This is a genomic window from Acinetobacter sp. A47, from assembly GCF_000805455.1.
In the GTDB taxonomy this organism is placed as follows: Bacteria; Pseudomonadota; Gammaproteobacteria; order Pseudomonadales; family Moraxellaceae; genus Acinetobacter.
The window spans coordinates 1-19,522 of record NZ_JSUS01000068.1; the positions used below are offsets into that span (position 1 = coordinate 1).

Genomic DNA, 19,522 nt, shown 5'->3' on the forward strand with positions numbered 1-19,522 from the left:
TAGAAATGTAGAAATGTAGAAATGTAGAAATGTAGAAATGTAGAAATGTAGAAATGTAGAAATGTAGAAATGTAGAAATGTAGAAATGTAGAAATTAAAATAATACCATATAATTCAACAACTAATAATTTTATCAAAAAATTATATTCCTTAATACTCCTAAAAATTCTGCGTTTCAAACATCAATCAATAGCCTAAGTAAGAGTAAATATTTATATATTTCACCAAAAGAATAAGAATTTTAAAAAAAATGAAAAATACTACTCAGCACTTATGATATAAAAATTTAGAAGAAAACCTCTTATATACTAAAAAAGAGAAAATAAAACCAACTCAATCAATAAAAACAAAGTAAGTACTTAAGTTTTTCATTGATCTTTTTACAAAAAAACCAACAGAGCCAGCACTAATCATGCCGGCTAAAATAATACTCAGAAAAGACAGGGAATTAGTTAAAAGATAAGAGACATATAAAAACTAAGATAAATTAATGATTAGACTATCGCCGACAGGTAAATTAACAAGAAGAAAGTCTCCATATTCTTCATTATTTCCTTTTATTACATTAGCTTGAACTCCAGTATGCACCACTTCAGAATGCACCTCCAGCATTAGCTCAACAACCTTATCTGGTGAAATTTCTTGCACATTATTCATCATTTCCACTCCTTATTCATTCGATTTAAAGACAAAGCATTCAGAAATCATCGTTTCTATTACAGTTAAAATTCTTAATAAGACATCTGCATCAACATTAGACTAGCTATCCAAATAGCAATTATACATATTAGTATTTGCTAATAAAACTACATAATTTTTAACAATTTAATAAATTAATACTTTACTAACTATTCCTCAAAAATTTGATCGAACCAAAAGTTTTTCAATGATACAACTTGTACAAAATGAAACTTCACACAAACTTGGGTGAATTAGTACTTACTGATATAATTCATTCAATGACTCACCTTTTGGTCTATAAGGACACATAAAGAATATTTCTAGATGTGCGCTCAGACCTTGCTATTAAAAATATCCAAGGAATATGCAAAGATGAAAAACACCTCTACTCAAGCTAAACGTAAACTTAAAGTTGCTGAATTTCTTGAGCTACAGATCACTGCTTCAGGAAAAACTCAAAGTGCTTTAGCAGGTGAAATTGGTATAAATCAAAATATGATTAGTCTCGTCATCAGAGAAAAAACCAAGCTCCCTCTTGAGCGTGTCCAAGCTTTTGCTAAAGCCTTAAAAATAGATCCTATGGATTTATTTTTGCGCTGTATTGAAGAGTATCAACCTTCACTGCTCGAACAAATGGAGAGCATGCTTAACCAACCAGTTCTAACTGATGGGGAATCAAATTTAATTAAATTGATTCGCGAGAAAAGTGGTGCAAATTTTGAATTTTTCCTAAGTTCCACTCAAAAACAAGCTTTTGATGATTTTCTTAAAACCTTAGAAATCAATTAAATAAAGAATCCTCATCATTAAACCCTCTAAATGGCCTGGAAAATCAACCAGGCCTTTTTAATATTAGTAATAAGTGCTTATCACCACACCACAGCCCTTATCTTGAATACGTAACAAATTCAAGATAAGGAAATAATATCAGTTCACAGTGAAAAATCAAATAAAAAAAGTTCGATAGCGTCACATTTCGACGCATATTTAAAATATAATAAAATATATCTTTTATTACATTTTAAATAATTTTTATTTTATAATGGGTTGGTAATCTTTAACTTAATAAAAAGCTAGTTATCCATGGCTCGAACAACAACTGGGAAAGCTCCTTATATTACTGAAGATGATCTCAAACTCACCCTAGAGTCGCAAAATGGTTCGCATGAACTTCGCAATCAATGTGTTTTATATTTTTCTCACTTTCTAGGACTTAGAGCTAAAGAATTAGCATTACTTACAATTGAGGATGTTTATGACAGTAAAAAAAACAGTCTAAAAGAGACTATTCGGTTGCTTGGAAAAATAACCAAAGGAAATCGCTATCGTGAAGTCTTTCTGGTAAACCCTACAATCAAAAATCTCATACAAAGTTATATAAACCAAAAATCACTAGAGCATCGAAGCCCCTCTTCTCCCCTGTTTTTGTCACAAAAGGGTGGGGCTTTTACACCTAACAGCATGGTTACGATGATAAAAAATTGCTATAAGAAAGCAGGGATCCAAGCAACAAGTCATTCTGGTCGGCGTTCATTTGCAACTAGGCTAATCCAGAATGGTGGGGATGTTTATTCAATTCAACAATTAATGGGCCATAGTTCTATTCTTACTACTCAGCAATATTTTGCCACTAATCCTGAACACTTAAGATCTATTATTTTAAAGTTAAATTAAGATACATTTCTACATTTCTACATTTCTACATTTCTACATTTCTACATTTCTACATTTCTACATTTCTACATTTCTACATTTCTACATAATTATATAAACAGATATTGCTCTATTTTTATTTATTTATTACACTAAATTTTCTAACATTTTTTTATCTTGAATACTCTATGAAGCTACTCATTGCCAACTCCAAAGGTGGTGTCGGTAAAACAACAACAGCGACAAATTTAGTAGCATGGATTGCAAGTACCGGTGAAAGTGTTGCACTTGTAGATCTTGACCATAATAAAAACTCTATTAAATGGGGGATTTATCGTGAAGCTTATAAAGACAAGAACCCGGCGATTGGAATAATTAAAACTTTTGACCTATTTGGTAAAAGTGAAATTGAAGAAAAGATTCAAGAAATCGAAAAAGAAATCAAAAATATTGTAATTGATTCTGGCGGCTATGATTCAACGGGTTTCCGAGAAGCTTTACTTTGTTCAGATGCGATTTTAATTCCAACCCGTCCCAACCAAGCAGATGTTGAATCCACGGGAGAGGTTCTAGAATTAATAGAAGAAGCAAATAGTATTCGTGTTAATGATTTAGACCGAGATCCTATTAGTGTCTATATTTATATTACCCAAGTTCCAACAAATACCAAAATTACGGCTTTGAATGATGCTCGTAATGCCTTCAAGGAAATCGATGATTTTGCTCATGTATTAACGTCCGTGAATTATGACAGAATTGCCTACTCAAGAGCTTACGGTATGGGTTTGGGTGTTATCGAATTAAATATTGGTGCAACTAAAGCTGGCGAAGAGGTTAATGCACTTGCGAAGGAGTTATTTCAATGAGTGGACTATCTTTAAGTAAATCAAAAAATCAGTTGAATGAGAAAGCAACAGAGTTTACTCAGAATGCACCTGTACAAACCACCATTACAAAAACAACCGTAGACGATGAAAAAGACTCCAAAAAAAGCGCCCCTAAAAACGCAAATAAAAAAGATGAACAGCTGAAAATTGCACCTTGGCGACAAGGGCTCAATATTAATCCAGAGGATTTAAAGCTGATACAACGTCCATTCAATAATAATATTAGTCATGAAAACTACTTACGTTTGGTTTATCTTAAAAGCTTGGGTTCTATTAAGCTAGGTGCAAACAAAGATACTTTTAGTTCTATGTTAGATGAAGCTTTAACAGAATACACAGCTCGTAGACTAAAAGCATTAGGGGATAACTATGATGTTTGAATATAACTTTATTAAGTGTATTTAGATAAAAAATATTTTTTGAAGGACACACATCAAAGTTGAATATTTCAACTTTGACTTATCCAAAAAGCTCAGCATGTGATCCAATCCTTGAAAGGATTAATTCATTATTTTGGTGATCAACATCCCAAATTAGTAAAAGATCCGGCAAGATATGACACTCCATATGGGGCTTCCAATTTCCAATTAAAGGATGTGGCAAATACTCATCAGGCACAGTTCCTGTCATAATTAGATGCTCATCAATTAGCTTACCTAAAATAATTAAGCCTTTCTTCAACTTAGGATTAGCGCTCACCCGTTTAAAGTCCTTTTTAAATTGTTTCTTATATCTAATCGTCAGTGTCATTTTCTAAATCTGCAAATAAGGCTTGAGAAGAGCTGAATTCTTGAGATTCTATAGCTGAATTCATTGCATCAATAGTTTCACGATTAGGCGTCCTTAACTCTAATGGAAACCCACCTCGATTTACGACTTGTGTCAATAATAGACGAATAGCATCTGTTGTATTTAAACCCACTTCTTTTAAAATTTGTTCAGCTCGAAATTTTAACTCACTAGAAACCCGGGCCCTTACGTACTCATCTTTTTTTACCAATGTATTCATTTTAAAGACCTCTGTAACTTCTATCATCTTAACTAAGATTAACACTATTTATTGTAGCACAAAAGTGCTACATAAAAAGATTTTATCATTTATTCTGTTTTAAAACTCATAAATCTTTTCATTTAAATTAATAATTACAAATACTTAGGCTATTTAAATAAATATATTTCACACCCCAGACAATCATAAAAATCTCTATGACTATTTATTAAAAAACTCTGATAGAGTTGCTTCAGAAGCTTTCTTATTCGGCATTTTTTCATTTGATTCCAATGTTTTTTATCAGCTATTTACTTGAATAATTCAAAATAAAAAAGTAAGCACTTACTATATAAAAAAATATTGATATGAATTTAAAATAGTCGCTCCAGTATAATCCCTTCCTCTTATCTCCATTAGTCATTTTCGTTCTTTTAGGCTATCTGTTTTTTATTAGATGTTGATATTAAACGAAAACCGACAATTTTTCTTCCCTCCTTTTCTGGTTCATAACTAAGATTAATATCTGTTTTTTTACTGATTTCCTCACAACTTTTTTTTAATACCGCTCGTGTAAAGCTTTTAGTATCTTCATACTCATCTTCATGAATATTAAGCATACTTTTAAGCTCCGGAATGGAAAACAACTGTGTTTTCCCCCCTTTTCTCCACATGACAGCTAACTCATATAAACGAATCGAATGGAGAGACCCCAATCGTGACATACTTTTTAAAGCAAAATAGGTATAGTTTTCACTAAGCTCTTGAATATAAGGAAGAACATCTACAGTAAACCTGATTTCAACAGCCTTGATTTCATCATTATAGGCGCATTTTGAAACCCATCTGACCTTTTCTTTCCATACTCCTTTTTTTGACTCAGCATCAATTGTTTGAAAGGATAAATGAGCTTCAAATAATGATAATGCGGCATCTTTAATTACCCGATAACTCCAAGTCATATCATTAGATGTTCCATAGATCTCATGATAGTCGTGCGCATTAATACGAATGAGCGTCTCTGGCGTAATAGGCCCTTCTTTAATAAACTTACTAGATGATGCCAATAGTATAAGTCGGTACTGTATAAGTGTTAATCCTATATAAGCCTTATTTAGATTATTATGCTTCTTTACAAAATAACTCATTAAACACCAAAATTATAAGTAATCACTTGAGAAGATTTTATACACCAATAAAAAGATGATGAGGCTTGAGTTTGCCATGATTAAACAAAGTTGTCAGGTTAAAATTTATATCAAATTTAAGTTACCCACAAAAACTGTGGATAAACCTGTTTATAACCCATGTTTTTTGTGTCGAATTTGTACACTTTTTAACGTCGAAAGTGTTCACCTATACTGTCGAATTCATACACCTTAGCTCAAAAAAAACTGTCGAAAGTGTTCACCTATACTGTCGAATTCATACACCTTAGCCATTAAAAAAACCTATAAAACAAACACATACACAGCTCTAAAGTTATCTAAATAATATATAAATATATTAAAGTGATTAAGTAATATTAAATATCTTTAAAATTAATTATAATAAAAATCCACTTCGCTACGCTTCGTTTCTCTTAACAATAATTTTTTTTTAAATTTTTTTGAGATTTACTTCATATATATAAAAATACCTCTTATTTGCTCTTAAGCTCACGTATAAGCCATATATTCTAGAAATCTATCCTAGGGTAGCTGTAATAAAAATTGAAGCTCTAGCGCGAAAACAGAACGAAATAGAGCTATGTGTAGATTAGGCTTTCTATTCATTAATGAGATCAAAAGATTGATAATTAGGTTAATATAATAAAAATTTATATACTTCAAATTCTTATGTAAGAAATAGTTTTTTTTCAGCCGACCTACGGTTTACGAGACCTTGAATCCGCTTACCATTATCAAAAACCCAACGATCAAACTGATTTGCTGCTTCAATAAATCTCCTCTTATTAAGTAAAGTTAACAATGTACTTTTTCTAAAAGCAGTTTCTCCTATGTTGTAAATAAACGAAGCTAAAGCATCAATTTGATTTTGACTAATTCCTACCTTGACTTGTTGACTAAGACATTTATGTACCCATTGACAATCATATTTTAACCATAACTCTGCTTCCTGACGCGTACAGCTATCTCCTAATCGGACAAGAGCTCCATTCGGATATTTCGTAGTGCCATAACCAATAGTTGCTATTCCCCCTGTATCCTTATATGCAGACGTTTTAAACCCTTCAAAACGTCGTATTAACTCATATCCTTGTTCAGAAATACTTAAATCAATATTATCAGTAAGTTTATATCCAATTACTTTTGCGAATGTACTAAGCCCAATTTTTTGAATGATTTCATCACCAGCTTGAACCTGCATCTGGGTTAGTTTTCCTCCAGACATTTTTCTTAATTGAGAAAAAACTTGTGCAACCTGTTTTTCTTCAGTATTTAAATTAATCATTTTTTTTCAAACCCTTAATGTCGTTTTTAATATCAGTTACAACTTCAAAAATGTCAGAATTTTCCTTTTTTCCAACATAGTTAAAAATCCAGCGGATAAGCGCCCATCCAGGAAGACCACAGATAAAAAATAGCCCGCCTATTGCAAACCATCCCCATGTATTTGTTGTCCATGAATGAAGGTCAAATCTCACAATAATGAAAGATCCTCCTGCTAGACTTGAAACTACTGTTGTAATTAAACCTACTCCCCATTCATTCATTGAACGAGGCATACGCATCATGAATACAACAGCTGCGACTGAAAGAACGCAGATTGTTACGATGATCCATAATCCAAACATTTTTAAGGCGGTAATTCCACCTATCGTTGTTGATACTGGTTCTGTCATTATTTTATTACCTAAGATTAAGCTCTTTAGGATAACATTTTCCAATAATTATATAAATAAGTGCTTACTTATATAATTATTTTGTGTAGAATGGGATTGCCCATTTTTTTAACGATAGGAGTACAAAATGGCTTTAAAAAAAATTACACGTGAAGAAGCAAACTTAACCACTTGGCTATTAGGACAAATTTCTTTACTTGAGCAACAATCTGGTAAAAAAGTTACAGCTTTAGACCTTTCTTATGAAGGTCAAAGTGGTGGTACGGGTATTAATTTACAGTTTGAAGCAACTGAGGCTTAAAGCTATACTAAAAGAGGGACACGGAAGTGTCCCTTTTTTCTTAGGCTTCTTTCAGCTCTTCGATATGTAGAGAAAGGGCTTTTATTAGCAATTTGGCAAACATCTTATAAGTTTTCTCATAATTGTTAAAATTTGAAGATATCATCTTTTGTATATTTTTTGCTATCAAAGCTTTAGAATGAATATGATCTAGAGCATATTTTTATTGAGAAATAATACTCAGACCTCAAACTAAAGATGTTAAATCTACAATGTAGGCTTCAGTTCTTACAAAGGCATCAAAATTACTTGGTGGATAATCAACAAAATAACTTTCAACTGTTTCAGTAAGAGAAAACCTGATGTGATTATTTGAAAATATGGTTCTGATAAATCGCTTTCGTTCCCGAACAAAATATTCATCTTCATTAATTTCACTAATAATTGTAACTACAGAGGCAGAAGATTCGGCACCGAATAAAACACCATATTTCTTATTTTCAGGAATTTTAATAGTTATATCATTGGATGAATCATGCTCAGTAATATATAGAGTATCGACAATATTTAGAGGGACTCTAGAGGTTGTAAAAACAATTTTTTCTGTTTCTGGATGATACAATGTTAATGCTGGAGGTATATGAATAACATCGGGAAGGCTAGTAATTTCCTTAAAGATTATTGTCTTAAAGTTAACATTATCTATGGAATGAATAACATTTAATTCTCTTTGTTCCTCCCAAGCTGTTCCTGCTAATTTTTTTGTATTCTGTTGATATCCGTCAATAATATTTGAAACAACAAGTGTTGGTAACTGGTTGCTCAAAATCAGCTCTCCAGTTTCTGACCAAATTTGAATAAGATTATCTAGCGAACACATATAATTTTCCTCTTACTCCATATACTCCACGGTCGAAGGGACCTTTCCAACCACCAAACATTAAGTTTCCATCATTCTGGATATTCCATTGAATTACTCCATCATGAACCTGACACATATTATTAATGAAGAGTATTCCTCCTCCTACCCAGTTATCCCTGTTTCCGACTTTCTTATTCACTTGACCGAAACCAATCACAATAAATTTTGATGCTCCAGTTTTCTGAATTACAGCTTGCCCTGAATAAGAGGTAAAATTAACTACATCAACTGGACGTAAAAATTTGGGATTTTCATAAATAATATTGCCAGAATCATCCCACATTGTTAAAGAAGCCATTTAATTCAACCTAGTTTAAATTTAATTCTACCATTCGGATACCAACCTGTAAGACCATTACCATCTATGGAAATTCGTCCATCATTACTACTACCGTTGAATTCAAATAAACCTTCGGTACTGCTGATCTTCCATCCTGTTCTACCTGTAACATAGTTGTCAGAAACTACCGTGCCTAGTTTCGCAGAAATAGCACTTAGGCTGCCGATACTTGCAGTATCGATATGAGCTAATTTGATCGTCGATTGGGCGATATAAGCCGCATCAATCCACGTCCCCGCAGGATATAACGTTCCGTTGATCTCACGCGGTTCAGTTAGAACTACAAATGGTTTACGACCGTCATTAGGTGACTCGAAATAGATCTGGTCAGCCTTAAAACCGATCGTAGAATTTACCTTTCCATCCTTTAATTCAGAGACCAGACCCCAACCAGATACCATGCCATTATTATCAACAGTTACTGATTTGACCGCTTTAATACCATCGATAACTTCAGATTGCTCATTAATTTTTACATGCAGCTTGCCAACGTCAGAATTGGGTACCATATCCGCATTATATTGAATGGGCTGAACTGTAATCCCTTCAACGGTATAAGGTCCTGTTCTCACCGTAGGGGTAAGCCTTGGGTCACAAATAAATCTGTAAAGTGCGCCCCCACGTAAGTAAATGACTTCTTCAGAACTCCGCACCATTTGCTCTGGGCCAAGTACCGGCGACCATCCAGTCCATGCGTATTGAGATGATAAAATCTTCCGATCTGTATTATTGGCGCCCCAGCCGTCTGCTGCGACCTCCCATGTCAGCTCAACGGAGAATGTTTTACTTTCATGAGTTGACCAATAAACTGGGTTTACACCTTCAAATTCGGTTAAGTAGCGAATGAGCGTAAATCTATGGCGCTTATTTCCTGCTGGCGGCAGCCAGATGGTTACTGGATAGTATGTTTCATTATCCAGTTTCGTCAGGTCAAGTACGCTTGTTTTGCCTTGTGCCTGCTCAATCTTCTCATCTGTCGTTTTATTAACTTTAGACTCTAAAGTTGTTGACGCTGCTGCAATGGCGGAGTCAGCCTGAGTTTTGGTGTAATAATTAGTTAAAATACTTGCATCTGCTTTGTTGCCCATTTGCGATTGAAGGTTAGTAATCAGGCTTGCTTGTGAAGTTACGCGACCATCAATATTACTCACTTTGGTTTCTAAAGCGCTTTGCGCAGAAGCAGAAGCAAATTTTGATTCATCAATTTCTGGAACATCTAAATAAGACGGGCCCCATACGGTTGCGGTATTGCCTTCTTGAATCATTACCTCTGCAAACTCAAACCAGGTACCAGCTGCTGAACCATTCGCAGCTAATAATAAATACGCATCAGTTTTATCTACAATACTTGCTGATGTCACCATTGCAGTTAGGGTAACAAAAGTATCCTCATTCATAGGTGAACTAAATGTATACGAGCTTGCCGCTGTATTTGTACCCGTTGCTGTAGCATTCATCAAATATACATAGTTGATGTTTGCGTTACCGCGTACTTTAGCTGTAATGATGTATTGATTGCCCGATTTCAATACAACTTTACGATATGCAGGAGCCGTAACAATACCTTGTGGACCTGTAGCTGATTTAATGATACGACCTACTTCGGTTTTAAAGTTACCGCTAATTTTTGTGTACGAACCAGACGTATATAGTGAGTATGAGGAGGTTTTCTGTGTTCTTGGGTGTAAGTTGGTACCACCCACAATTTGTCCATCAAAACGGGATGAAAGAGAAGTTAATGCTGATGCTTGATTAGTTACCTTTCCATCAATATCAGTTACTTTTGTATCCAGCGTGCTTAGCGCCTTAGAGTTTGCATTAATTTTCCCCTCAGCAGTCGTTACACGGCTCTCTAGTGCTGTTGCTTTGCCATTTAAAGCCGTAATATTACCTTCCGCTGTCGTAATGCGTGATGTCAAATTCGTTACGGCTGAGTTGTCTGCCTTACCCGCCACTGTGGTATTTAGGGAAGTGATCTGATTGGCTTGAGTATTTAACTTGCCTTCAGTATTGGTTACCCGGGTTGTCAATGAATTTACAGCTTCTGCGGAGGCTAAATTTGGTGCATCTGCTGTTTCAATTAACTCGGTTACCTTAAATCCTTGTACCCAACACTCCCCGTTAACATTAGTGTTATTGATCGAGAAACCAAGATAAATTCTTGGAAATGTTGCTGCATAACTGGTTGCATCAATTACTTTGTCTACATATGCCCAAGTATTATTAGCTGGTAACTCATTATTTGTAATACTTACATAGGTATAGTTGCCTACATTTGGTTGCTCGCCGGCCTTGGTTCGCATGATGGTTACGAAGCATGCGCCAGTAGCGTCTGCTGTTCGCTTCGCCCAAAACTGAACCCGATAGCGTTTGGCCGTTGGCAAAGGCGTTTTGTTATAAACAAAACGTGCACTGCTGCTTTTGCCCGCATAATATCCTTTGTCACCCATTGGCCCATCAGCAATAGGAATATTAAAGTAAGGCAACAGGTTCGCTGAATCGGCCAAATTGTAGTGGTCATACCAACTATAGGCATCAACGCACAAGAAATCTTGTGCCATGCCAGGGCCGGCATTCGCGTCTACACGGGAACCTAGTCGCGTAATGTTACTGCCTTGGGCTGTAACGGTTCCATTGATATCTTTAACTGTTGAATCTAGTGAAGATAAAGCATTTGAATTAGCCGTAATTTTCCCTTCAGCCGTCATCATACGGGTAGTTAAATTGCTGACATTTGTTACGGTAGTTGTAATTTGACCATCAATTTTAGTGACTTTGGTGTCTAAAGCATTTAATGCGGTCGCATCCGCTTTTATATCACCGCGAGCTAATTCTGCCCAATGAACAGTAAGCTGAGAAGATGTATTGGCTGTCCCATTAGGTAAAAAGAAAAAACTTAAATTTTGAATGGACCTATCAGTTGGTACCACCAAGGTTTCTTCAAATGACTGGTTATCACCCTGTTTGTATAAATTTGAAAATGCAGGGCTGCCATCCAAATAAATACGGATGCCTTGTGATGAGGTTAGTGTGCCGTTATGAGAGAATGACAGCATACCCCGTACAGTCACTCGTTCACCTGCCTTTAGCGTTATCGCTTCTCGTACAGGAATATTGACCAGACGATAAACAGCACCTTTGCCTTCTGTATTCCGGTTTGGCACAAGCAGATTCGTACCATCAACCATATTCAAGGTATTGTCTAGTTGGGTAATTGCACGGGATTGTGTACTGATATCACCTTCCGTTTTTGTAACCCGTTGATCAAGGCTTTGTAGGGCTTTAGCTTCAGCCTTGGTTGCTATTTGTCCCTCGGTTGAAGTAACGCGATTGGATAATTGAGTTATGGCACTTGTGTTTGAGCTTACTTTCCCATCTATAGTTTGAACTTTTGAATCAAGGGCCTGAGTCGCTTTAGAATTGGCATCTAATAGTGGATATTCGTCAGCGTATTCAATAGAAATATAATCAATTTCTACTTCACCGGCTGTTTTGTCGTAATTAGCAATAGCCATCGGGGCAAACCATGCCGCATTTGCTTGGAATGTTCTCGGACTTTCCATAGTCCCAGATCCACTGGCGCCTGGATTACCTCTACCGGTTACAAACCAAGTTGCATCTTGCCATTCACCAAGCGGGGGCCTGTGATTGGTTAAATAATTGGATGAACTTAAATTTGATGTTGTGCCACCCAGTGTATTTACAAAAGATTTTTTATCAGCATTTAGACAGGCCAGGCCAATATAGACGACACCATTACCCGTGACTCGGCGGTAGCGTGCCTTAACTCGATATAGCCGTTTTTCATCAACCGGAATAAATGTTGATCCATGAATCCAGGCGGTATCATTACCGTTATTGTCACCAATCTTGATGACGTGGCCACCAAACCCATTTGCATCTGGAACCTTAGAAATTTCGGCATTACCCAAATTTAAAACAATACTTTCAATAACCGTAGAATTAATTGCGGTTGTGGTTGCGCCGGCATTCAGTGAATTGGTTAATGTCGTAATTGCACTTGATTGTGCCTCAATTTGTCCCTCCGCTTTCGTAACCCGTTGATCAAGCCCTTGCACTGCCTTCGCATCAGCTTTGGTCATAAGAGCGCCTTCTGCCGCAGAGAGGCGGTTTGTCAGTGTGGTAAGGGTATTACTGTTTGATTTAACGCGGCCATCAATATTGGTTACTTGTGTTTGTGTAGTCGTAATAGCCGTAGCATTGGCATCTAAAGATGTTTGGATCTCGTTAGGATTCGGACTCCATGACGATGGCTTGGTTGACTCCTCAAGCATCAATCCACGCACGTTAAACCAATCCTCGGTTTTACCAGACGCCGCAAGTAAAATACCCGCAGTCGAGATAGTTGGCTCTGTCCAGGTAAAGGTCAAGCTTCTTAAATTATTATTGCCCGCACCTAAAGGAATATTTGGCAATCTAAAATTAGCACCGCCCTCCACAATAATGTAGTTATAGTTGAGCGCAGGCATGGTTCCTTGGCCAAGGAATGACAAAGTATAAGTTTTGCCGGTGATCAGTTGAGTTTGGCGTAACTCACGCGGGGTAATAAATCCCATGATTGGCTGTGTTTTAAAGTCTACCCGTGCTAATCGTGTCGGATAGGCATCAAAATAACGAACGAATGAATCTGCGCCAGTGGACACGTATGGAATAAATGCATCAGAATTCGTTCCATACGCCATGTTTGTACCACCAATATTTAATGATGCATCATATTGTTGAATACCCGTGGCAACAGCAGCATTTGTTTCAGTTTTGGTAGAATAGTTTGTTAAAACTGAAGCATCCGCTTTTCTAGATAAGCCTTGTTCAACAGTTGTAACTCGGCCTGTTAATGACGTAATAGCATTCGCACTTTGAGTCACCTTGCCATCAATGCTGGTAACTTTTGAGTCCAGGCTTTGCAGTGCAGTACTGGTGGCACTAACTCGGTCAGCCCATGCTTTTGGAATGGAATCATTTACTGAAGTTACATCCCAGACCTCATAGGAGGTGATAGTGATTTCTAAGGGGTTTTCGGGCGTTGGTGCTGGTGATGTTGCATCTTTGGTCCAGAATACGTGGCCAAAGGTTGAGAAAGTACCATTCTCTCCACACTGTAACCAAAAGTAATAGGTTTCATATTTCCCGGTTCCTGCATTTGACCCTAAAATCTCATAAATAGCACCATCCCCTGTACCGTTCTTGGCCACATTCATCGTGTAACCCACAGGTGCTTTAGCAACATGTTTAACAAGATAGATTTTGTTTGCGGATGAGACCTGTAATGGGTTCAGCGGATAATATCCGATACCACTTGCTGTAATGGATGGTGAAGTTAAAAAATACTCTTTTGTACTACCGCTCGGGTTACCTGGAGTTGCGTCACGACGGAGCAATGAAGCGCCTGCTACACTGCGATAGATGGACAAGCCGTTAGTAGTCAAAAAGGTTGGGTCTAAGACAGTCGGTTTGCCTTGTGATTGTAGCTGAGCCAGCCGTGTACTTGCTGTCACGCCATTTTCAATTTGCGTAATCTGAGAACCCTGGCTTGATAGCTTTCCATCAATTGAAGTGACTTTGCTATCAAGGGTGGTTAAAGCAGATGCCTCTGCTTTCTTGGATACATTTGCATTAGTAACGTTTAAATCATTTTCAAGCTTGGTGATACTGGAAGATTGAGATTCAATTTTACCTTCTGCATTGGTGACCCGTGTCGTGATGGCAGAAATACCAGCTGCATTTGCCTCTTCAATCGCGGTTCGCTTTGTGATGGTAAGATCAGTAAATGCTGTAGTTGAATTTGTACCATCGTGATAAAAGAAGGGTTGAATAAATGCTGTATTTACAGGTGCAGTAACCGTAGCAGTTTTATAGCCAGTCCCATCACTAAACAGGAAGCTGATACCGTTAAATCCTAGTGATGTCATGTCTTTATTCCAGAACCGAAGTCCTACAATACCTACACGTCCAGACGTAACCGTTGTCCCTGTAAAGTCACAGAATGCTTTAAGGTCGTATACATCCCCAGCTTGGGCAGGTTGGATATTTTCACTTTCCCAGTTATAAGTACCAGAGCGACCTGTAATCCCCTTCTTGTATGTTGGATGTGTTGTAATATCGATCACTCGAATTTGGGTGCCTTGCCATGATCTACGCTCTCCATCTTCAAAAAAGGAGGTTTTTACAATGTTATTCGGCTTGTCGGCAATCGAGCCTTGAACTTTAATAATGTTGCTGGCATTCGCATTCGCTTTATCTACAGCTGAATTTGCGGTTGTTTGAGCTGATGCCGAATTTTGAAGTGCCGTTCCAGCTTTGGCATCGACTTCGTTAACTCTACCCTCAACACGTGTAATAGCGGAACTATTTGTAGATACTTTTCCGTCAATTTCGGTGACTTTATTATCAAGTGCCGTCACTGCTGATGCATCGGCTTTGGTGCCGATTAAGGACTCGCCTCGGTACAATTCAACCCAGTGAAGCGTTGTTTTTGTTGATGCTACGGCTATACCGTTTTGCAAGAAGTAAAGCCGGAACGAACTGAATGTTTTATCATTCGGCATTCTTGTGGTGACTTCAAAAGTCTGGTCATTTCCTTGCTTGAATAACAATGGTGTGCCAAGACGTTGTGAAGCGTCCAGATATAAGGCCAGCCCTTGATTGGCGGCCAGCACATTCGGATGCTCAAAAGACAGTTTACCACGAACAGTGATTGAATCACCCTGTTTGAGATTTAACGTCTCTTTGGTTGCAACGATAGCTTGTTGATATACCGCACCAGTTACCACCTGGTCTTTGTTTTCAACAAGAAGGTTGTCACGCTGAAGGGTATTAATTGAATTTTTCAATTCATTAAGCGCAGAGCCTTGACTTGTTAAAGTCTTATCATGTTGATCAATGGTAGATTGAATCGCTGAGACAGCTGAACTATCGGCCTTTTTAGACACATCATTTTTTACTACAGACATGTCATTCTTTAAACCAGTAATAGAACTTGAGTTGGATGTTACCCGGCCATCAATATTATCTACTTTAGATTGTGTGATTTGGATCGCATTTGCATTTGCGTTAATTGCATTATCGGTAATCGCTTGAGGTTTTTCATATGCGGTGGCCTTACTCCCAATCTGGCATTGAACATCTTTAATTTCAAAGACAGTACCAACCAAATTTTCAGAGGGTATCCCAATGGTTGGTCCGTGATAGCGAATGCCCAATAAGCCCCCATAGTTTTCACCAGGGTTTATATCACTTACATAGCGTGATTTGATATTCTCAAGAGTTACCCGTGTCCACTCGTTAGGCGTCACTTTATAAGGAACACTAATTACATTATTGGCTTGGCCCCAAACATATGCATAAACAATAATATCGGCATAAGGACTTAAAATTGAGAATGAAACAGAAGTCGGCTCATTTTTTGGAATTGGTCCACCGTTTGGTACACGTAATCCCTGCCATAGGTTGGAGAAAAAATTGCTGGTAACACCAGTAATGGTAATACGTTGATGTTGTCGATCTTCGGTAATGAACTCAACATTACGTGTTCCGTAGTCGGGTGAACCTGCATTACTAAGCCACCAGAAATTTTTCCCCCCAATAGTCAGACTTGCATTGTATTCAGATACTCGATCTGCAATTGCTTTATCTGTCTCGACAGTCGTTGAGTATTTATCAATTACAGAAGCATCCAGCTTTTTCGCTAATCCATTTTCTGCAGCTGTAACACGTCCATCCAAAGCCATCATCTTTGATGTTTGAGAACTAATATTGGTTGCGTTAGTTGTAATCTGTTGCTGTACTGATGCAAGTGTATTGTTGGTACTTGTTTTATACGTCTCGATATTTTTTAGCAGTGAAGCATCTTCTGTTTTTCGCTGTTGTATTTCAGTGGTTAGCCCATCATTTAGTTTTGCAATTGCTCCATTTCTGGCATCCATTTCTGCTTTAATTGCAATTTTACGTTCATTTATTTCCTGGGTGATAGAATTTGAAACAACATTAATAGAATTGTTGATTTCAGCCGCTTTACTATCGATTGCGACATTCCGTTCGGATATTTCTTTATTGATAGCATTTAAACGATTATTAGCTTCAATAGCAATTGCGGCATTTCGCTCGGATACTTCTTTGCTAATCGCGTTAGTAATTGCATTTGCTCTGTTAGTGGCTTCTGCTGCAATCGCTGAAGCACGATCATTGGCTTCTTTAGTGATAGCCGCATTGCGGGCCTTTGACTCTGCAATATCAGCAGCTGCACGTTCATTTGTCTCTTTAAGAATCGCCTTTGAGTTTTCCTCGATCTTTTCTAATCTTTCTTTGGTTTCTGGATCAAATACACCTGAACCAATTTCTCCTTCGATAATTTTTAAAATTTCTTCAGGATCTGCCGATGTTGTACCTTTAATCAAGTCTGACCAATCGCTTTCATTGCCAGTCTTGTCGACTGTTTTGATTCGATAATATTGATCTAAATTACCATGTAACCCCTGAATGCTATGGGTATTTGCCGGATAAGCGAAACTGCCTACAAGTCTTGGTTTTGAACCGTTTGCATAGTCACTGACTTCAATAATTGCATGAGAGGTATCGGCAGAATTATTTGGATAAACCCAATCAAGTTTCATACCAAATAAAAGCGGCGTAACTGTAAACCCAACTACGTTTTGAGGTTTACCAGTTTTACCTTGCACGTCTACACTATTAGAATATTTAGGGTAGGATTTTGCCCCAAAAATATTAAATGCTGTTACACGAGCGGTATAGATCCCAGCAAAAGCATCTTCAATTTCAATGCTTAAGCTTGAGGTTCGGGGAAGCTTAACCCAGTTACTATCGTTACGCTTCCACTCGATTTCATACTGGGAAGCATTTTTCGCTTCATCCCAACTAATAATTGCACGTGTTTTTGCAATACCTTGGGATGTAATAATCTCTGATTTTACATAAACATTTTTTGGGGCAGCCTGGTTTCTGGAATCTAAAATGGTAGTTTTTGGTACCTCAAGCATGAGGTCATTTTCAATAGACAGATATTTACTTGGATTATGAGGGATCGCAGTAATATCAAAGGTACCCTTTTGATCACCTTGTGCAATATTCACAACGCGAGCAAGAACTGGCTCAAGATTTGGAGACGAGATGATCCAGACGCCCAGTTTTACGGGGAGCTCTTTTAAAGGTTGTGCCCACGTCACAACAGTTACTGTTTTGGTATTATTAATACCAGGGGATGTTGTTGAGTAATGAGAGGTAATTGGTCGACTAACAATACTGCCATCTTCTAGACGAAGATCAATTTCAAGATTTTCCAGTGCTTCAAATTCAATTTGATCATCTAAAATAGCAGAGGTTGCAGTACATGAAAGTAAGCGTCCACCAAGGCGTTTTCCTGCTCGATCTCGGTCTTGAATTTGAATGAGATCACCAGGAAGTAGATAAGAAGAATCTAAACCTAATTTAAATGCGATCATTTCAGATTGTTGATGCTCGCTATAGAGCATCCAGCGCCCCATACGAGCTGCTTGACCGCGTGAAGTACAACCAAAAGCCATGATTTCGGTTTTTCGGATACCGTAACGTGCGATTAAATCATGATCTTCTACTGGTTCGGGAACTTGTTTATAGTCATCTTCAGGATCATTCCAAGTCACCACCGCAATAGAATGTCGGTCTTTGACGCTGGTTCCCGAATAAGAGAAGTCACCGACAATATTAGTATTGTTAACGAGGAGTACAGGATCACTCGGGGCATCAATGGTAAAGCCCACCATATCGCCTGCCCAATAAGCCATGCCATTGAAAGCACTACAAATATCAACAATAAGGTCATAAGCCGCAACGCGGTTATTTAGTACACAATTAATCGTATAACGTGGCTCTTTTTTACCAAAGCCATCATCGACTAATTGATCACAATACTGACCAATTTGATACAGTCGAGCCTCATCAATCATTTCAACTGAAATATGACGCCCCAGACCATAACGTTCATTTAAAAGCAGATCGTATAAAATCCATGCCGGGTTATCAGAAGCGGCTAACTTAAAGGTACCATCCCATACCCCTGAATAAGTTCTTTGCTGATGGTCATAGTTACTTGGAACTTTAATCAATAAGCCATCAACTAAGTATTCGCGTTTAGGGATAGACGAGAAAGCTTCTGCATTGAATCGTGTAGCGATTAGTGCCGAGTTTGGGTAAGTAAATTTAGTGAGCGCAACTTCTGAATAGCTATCAAAGTAGGTTGTATTCTGAATTTCAGATTTCTGAGAATCAGGTGTTAATCGAACCACCTGGAAATCCCAACTGGTCACGGGCGTACCATCTTCCATGGCCTTAGGTAGGTCGAAGACAAAAGAACGTTGATAACGTGAAGTCGTTTTACCAGTAATTTTTTTAGTTGCAATCTCCTTATATCCACGCCCATTAAGCGATATACGGAAGGAAATTGAGACTGAAGTACCTGAAATATCACCATTTTTAGTGTTGGTGTTGGTGAGTGCATTGACAGCAATTAAGATACGAACACGATCTGTATTTGGTGAGGATATTTTAAAACTACTTGGCTCACCAGCTTTAAGCTGCACCCCCTTTGAAAAGGGAGTTTCCACCCCTTCTCCGAAACCTTCGATATAGTCTTGTATTTGTTGACCAGTACGTTCCAGCCAAGCGACATTTTCAAAGTTTTTCTCGCCATTCTTATGGCGCATCGGGGTACCATTCAGAAGAATTGAATTCTCCTTACTACTATTGGCAACTAGCCCCCCGATTTGTCCTTCGCCGATCAAGTCAATGATACTAACATTTGCATTAGATTGTAGGTTATCAGGATCTTCAACTGGGGTACGTGGACTACTCCCTCCACTACTAGCACCAGCAATAAGAGATAAATTTAATTTTTCATCTACTTTGTTATTCATA

At 37.5% G+C, this 19,522-nt stretch carries 14 protein-coding genes; 5 read left to right on the plus strand and 9 right to left on the minus strand.

Features of this window, described 5'->3' with window-relative positions; genetic code table 11:
• Nucleotides 1-477: 477 nt before the first annotated feature.
• Nucleotides 478-660 (minus strand): hypothetical protein, encoded by a 183-nt coding sequence (locus tag OC23_RS14955; protein WP_038345697.1) that lies wholly within the window; start codon nt 658-660, stop codon nt 478-480.
• A gap of 393 nt (nt 661-1,053) precedes the next feature.
• Between OC23_RS14955 and OC23_RS14960 the strand changes: the two genes are divergently transcribed.
• From OC23_RS14960 to OC23_RS14975, 4 genes are all read left to right on the plus strand, one after another.
• Nucleotides 1,054-1,470 carry a helix-turn-helix domain-containing protein gene (locus tag OC23_RS14960; protein ID WP_038345715.1) on the plus strand — a complete coding sequence of 139 codons (417 nt, stop codon included), beginning with the start codon at nt 1,054-1,056 and terminating at the stop codon, nt 1,468-1,470.
• A 294-nt stretch (nt 1,471-1,764) separates the two neighbouring features.
• Nucleotides 1,765-2,355: a tyrosine-type recombinase/integrase gene (locus OC23_RS14965; protein WP_038345698.1), complete on the plus strand. Its 591-nt coding sequence runs from the start codon at nt 1,765-1,767 to the stop codon at nt 2,353-2,355.
• Between the two features lie 167 nt (nt 2,356-2,522).
• On the plus strand, nt 2,523-3,200 hold the full coding sequence (locus OC23_RS14970; protein ID WP_038345699.1) for an AAA family ATPase: 678 nt from the start codon (nt 2,523-2,525) through the stop codon (nt 3,198-3,200).
• The gene (locus OC23_RS14975) at nt 3,197-3,601 is read left to right on the plus strand and encodes a hypothetical protein (protein ID WP_038345700.1); all 405 of its coding nucleotides are present in this window, start codon (nt 3,197-3,199) and stop codon (nt 3,599-3,601) included. The genes OC23_RS14970 and OC23_RS14975 overlap by 4 nt, the downstream gene beginning before the upstream one ends.
• A gap of 79 nt (nt 3,602-3,680) precedes the next feature.
• On the opposite strand, the gene OC23_RS14980 is transcribed toward OC23_RS14975, so the two are convergent.
• From OC23_RS14980 to OC23_RS15000, 5 genes are all read right to left on the minus strand, one after another.
• Nucleotides 3,681-3,971: a type II toxin-antitoxin system YafQ family toxin gene (locus OC23_RS14980; protein ID WP_038345701.1), complete on the minus strand. Its 291-nt coding sequence runs from the start codon at nt 3,969-3,971 to the stop codon at nt 3,681-3,683.
• A complete protein-coding gene (locus OC23_RS14985; RefSeq protein ID WP_038345716.1) occupies nt 3,955-4,230 on the minus strand; it encodes a type II toxin-antitoxin system RelB/DinJ family antitoxin in 276 nt (91 codons plus the stop codon). Before OC23_RS14985 ends, OC23_RS14980 begins: the two co-directional genes overlap by 17 nt.
• A gap of 413 nt (nt 4,231-4,643) precedes the next feature.
• A complete protein-coding gene (locus OC23_RS14990; RefSeq protein ID WP_052209184.1) occupies nt 4,644-5,357 on the minus strand; it encodes a RepB family plasmid replication initiator protein in 714 nt (237 codons plus the stop codon).
• A 688-nt stretch (nt 5,358-6,045) separates the two neighbouring features.
• Entirely contained in the window at nt 6,046-6,663 is a 618-nt protein-coding gene (locus OC23_RS14995; protein ID WP_038345702.1) for a lysozyme, read from the minus strand.
• Nucleotides 6,656-7,054 carry a hypothetical protein gene (locus OC23_RS15000; RefSeq protein WP_038345703.1) on the minus strand — a complete coding sequence of 133 codons (399 nt, stop codon included), beginning with the start codon at nt 7,052-7,054 and terminating at the stop codon, nt 6,656-6,658. The genes OC23_RS14995 and OC23_RS15000 overlap by 8 nt, the downstream gene beginning before the upstream one ends.
• A 127-nt stretch (nt 7,055-7,181) precedes the next feature.
• Here OC23_RS15000 and OC23_RS19320 point away from each other — a divergent pair, with 127 nt between their 5' ends.
• Entirely contained in the window at nt 7,182-7,355 is a 174-nt protein-coding gene (locus OC23_RS19320) for a hypothetical protein (RefSeq protein ID WP_171194810.1), read from the plus strand.
• A 226-nt stretch (nt 7,356-7,581) separates the two neighbouring features.
• Here OC23_RS19320 and OC23_RS15005 read toward each other — a convergent pair whose 3' ends face one another.
• Genes OC23_RS15005 through OC23_RS15015 form a run of 3 tightly spaced genes read right to left on the minus strand, consistent with a single transcriptional unit; the run spans nt 7,582 to nt 19,521 of the window.
• Nucleotides 7,582-8,214, minus strand: coding sequence for a hypothetical protein (locus OC23_RS15005; RefSeq protein WP_038345704.1), 633 nt, complete (start codon nt 8,212-8,214; stop codon nt 7,582-7,584).
• The gene (locus tag OC23_RS15010; RefSeq protein ID WP_038345705.1) at nt 8,198-8,554 is read right to left on the minus strand and encodes a hypothetical protein; all 357 of its coding nucleotides are present in this window, start codon (nt 8,552-8,554) and stop codon (nt 8,198-8,200) included. The genes OC23_RS15005 and OC23_RS15010 overlap by 17 nt, the downstream gene beginning before the upstream one ends.
• 5 nt (nt 8,555-8,559) lie before the next feature.
• Nucleotides 8,560-19,521 carry a phage tail protein gene (locus OC23_RS15015; protein WP_052209185.1) on the minus strand — a complete coding sequence of 3,654 codons (10,962 nt, stop codon included), beginning with the start codon at nt 19,519-19,521 and terminating at the stop codon, nt 8,560-8,562.
• Between the last annotated feature and the right edge of the window lies 1 nt (nt 19,522).

Excerpts from the sequence above, each read along its gene's own strand:
- OC23_RS14955 (WP_038345697.1), bottom strand. The coding sequence starts at position 660 with ATGATGAATAATGTGCAAGAAATTTCACCAGATAAGGTTGTTGAGCTA.
- OC23_RS14960 (WP_038345715.1), top strand. The coding sequence starts at position 1,054 with ATGAAAAACACCTCTACTCAAGCTAAACGTAAACTTAAAGTTGCTGAA.
- OC23_RS14965 (WP_038345698.1), top strand. The coding sequence starts at position 1,765 with ATGGCTCGAACAACAACTGGGAAAGCTCCTTATATTACTGAAGATGAT.
- OC23_RS14970 (WP_038345699.1), top strand. The coding sequence starts at position 2,523 with ATGAAGCTACTCATTGCCAACTCCAAAGGTGGTGTCGGTAAAACAACA.
- OC23_RS14975 (WP_038345700.1), top strand. The coding sequence starts at position 3,197 with ATGAGTGGACTATCTTTAAGTAAATCAAAAAATCAGTTGAATGAGAAA.
- OC23_RS14980 (WP_038345701.1), bottom strand. The coding sequence starts at position 3,971 with ATGACACTGACGATTAGATATAAGAAACAATTTAAAAAGGACTTTAAA.
- OC23_RS14985 (WP_038345716.1), bottom strand. The coding sequence starts at position 4,230 with ATGAATACATTGGTAAAAAAAGATGAGTACGTAAGGGCCCGGGTTTCT.
- OC23_RS14990 (WP_052209184.1), bottom strand. The coding sequence starts at position 5,357 with ATGAGTTATTTTGTAAAGAAGCATAATAATCTAAATAAGGCTTATATA.
- OC23_RS14995 (WP_038345702.1), bottom strand. The coding sequence starts at position 6,663 with ATGATTAATTTAAATACTGAAGAAAAACAGGTTGCACAAGTTTTTTCT.
- OC23_RS15000 (WP_038345703.1), bottom strand. The coding sequence starts at position 7,054 with ATGACAGAACCAGTATCAACAACGATAGGTGGAATTACCGCCTTAAAA.
- OC23_RS19320 (WP_171194810.1), top strand. The coding sequence starts at position 7,182 with ATGGCTTTAAAAAAAATTACACGTGAAGAAGCAAACTTAACCACTTGG.
- OC23_RS15005 (WP_038345704.1), bottom strand. The coding sequence starts at position 8,214 with ATGTGTTCGCTAGATAATCTTATTCAAATTTGGTCAGAAACTGGAGAG.
- OC23_RS15010 (WP_038345705.1), bottom strand. The coding sequence starts at position 8,554 with ATGGCTTCTTTAACAATGTGGGATGATTCTGGCAATATTATTTATGAA.
- OC23_RS15015 (WP_052209185.1), bottom strand. The coding sequence starts at position 19,521 with ATGAATAACAAAGTAGATGAAAAATTAAATTTATCTCTTATTGCTGGT.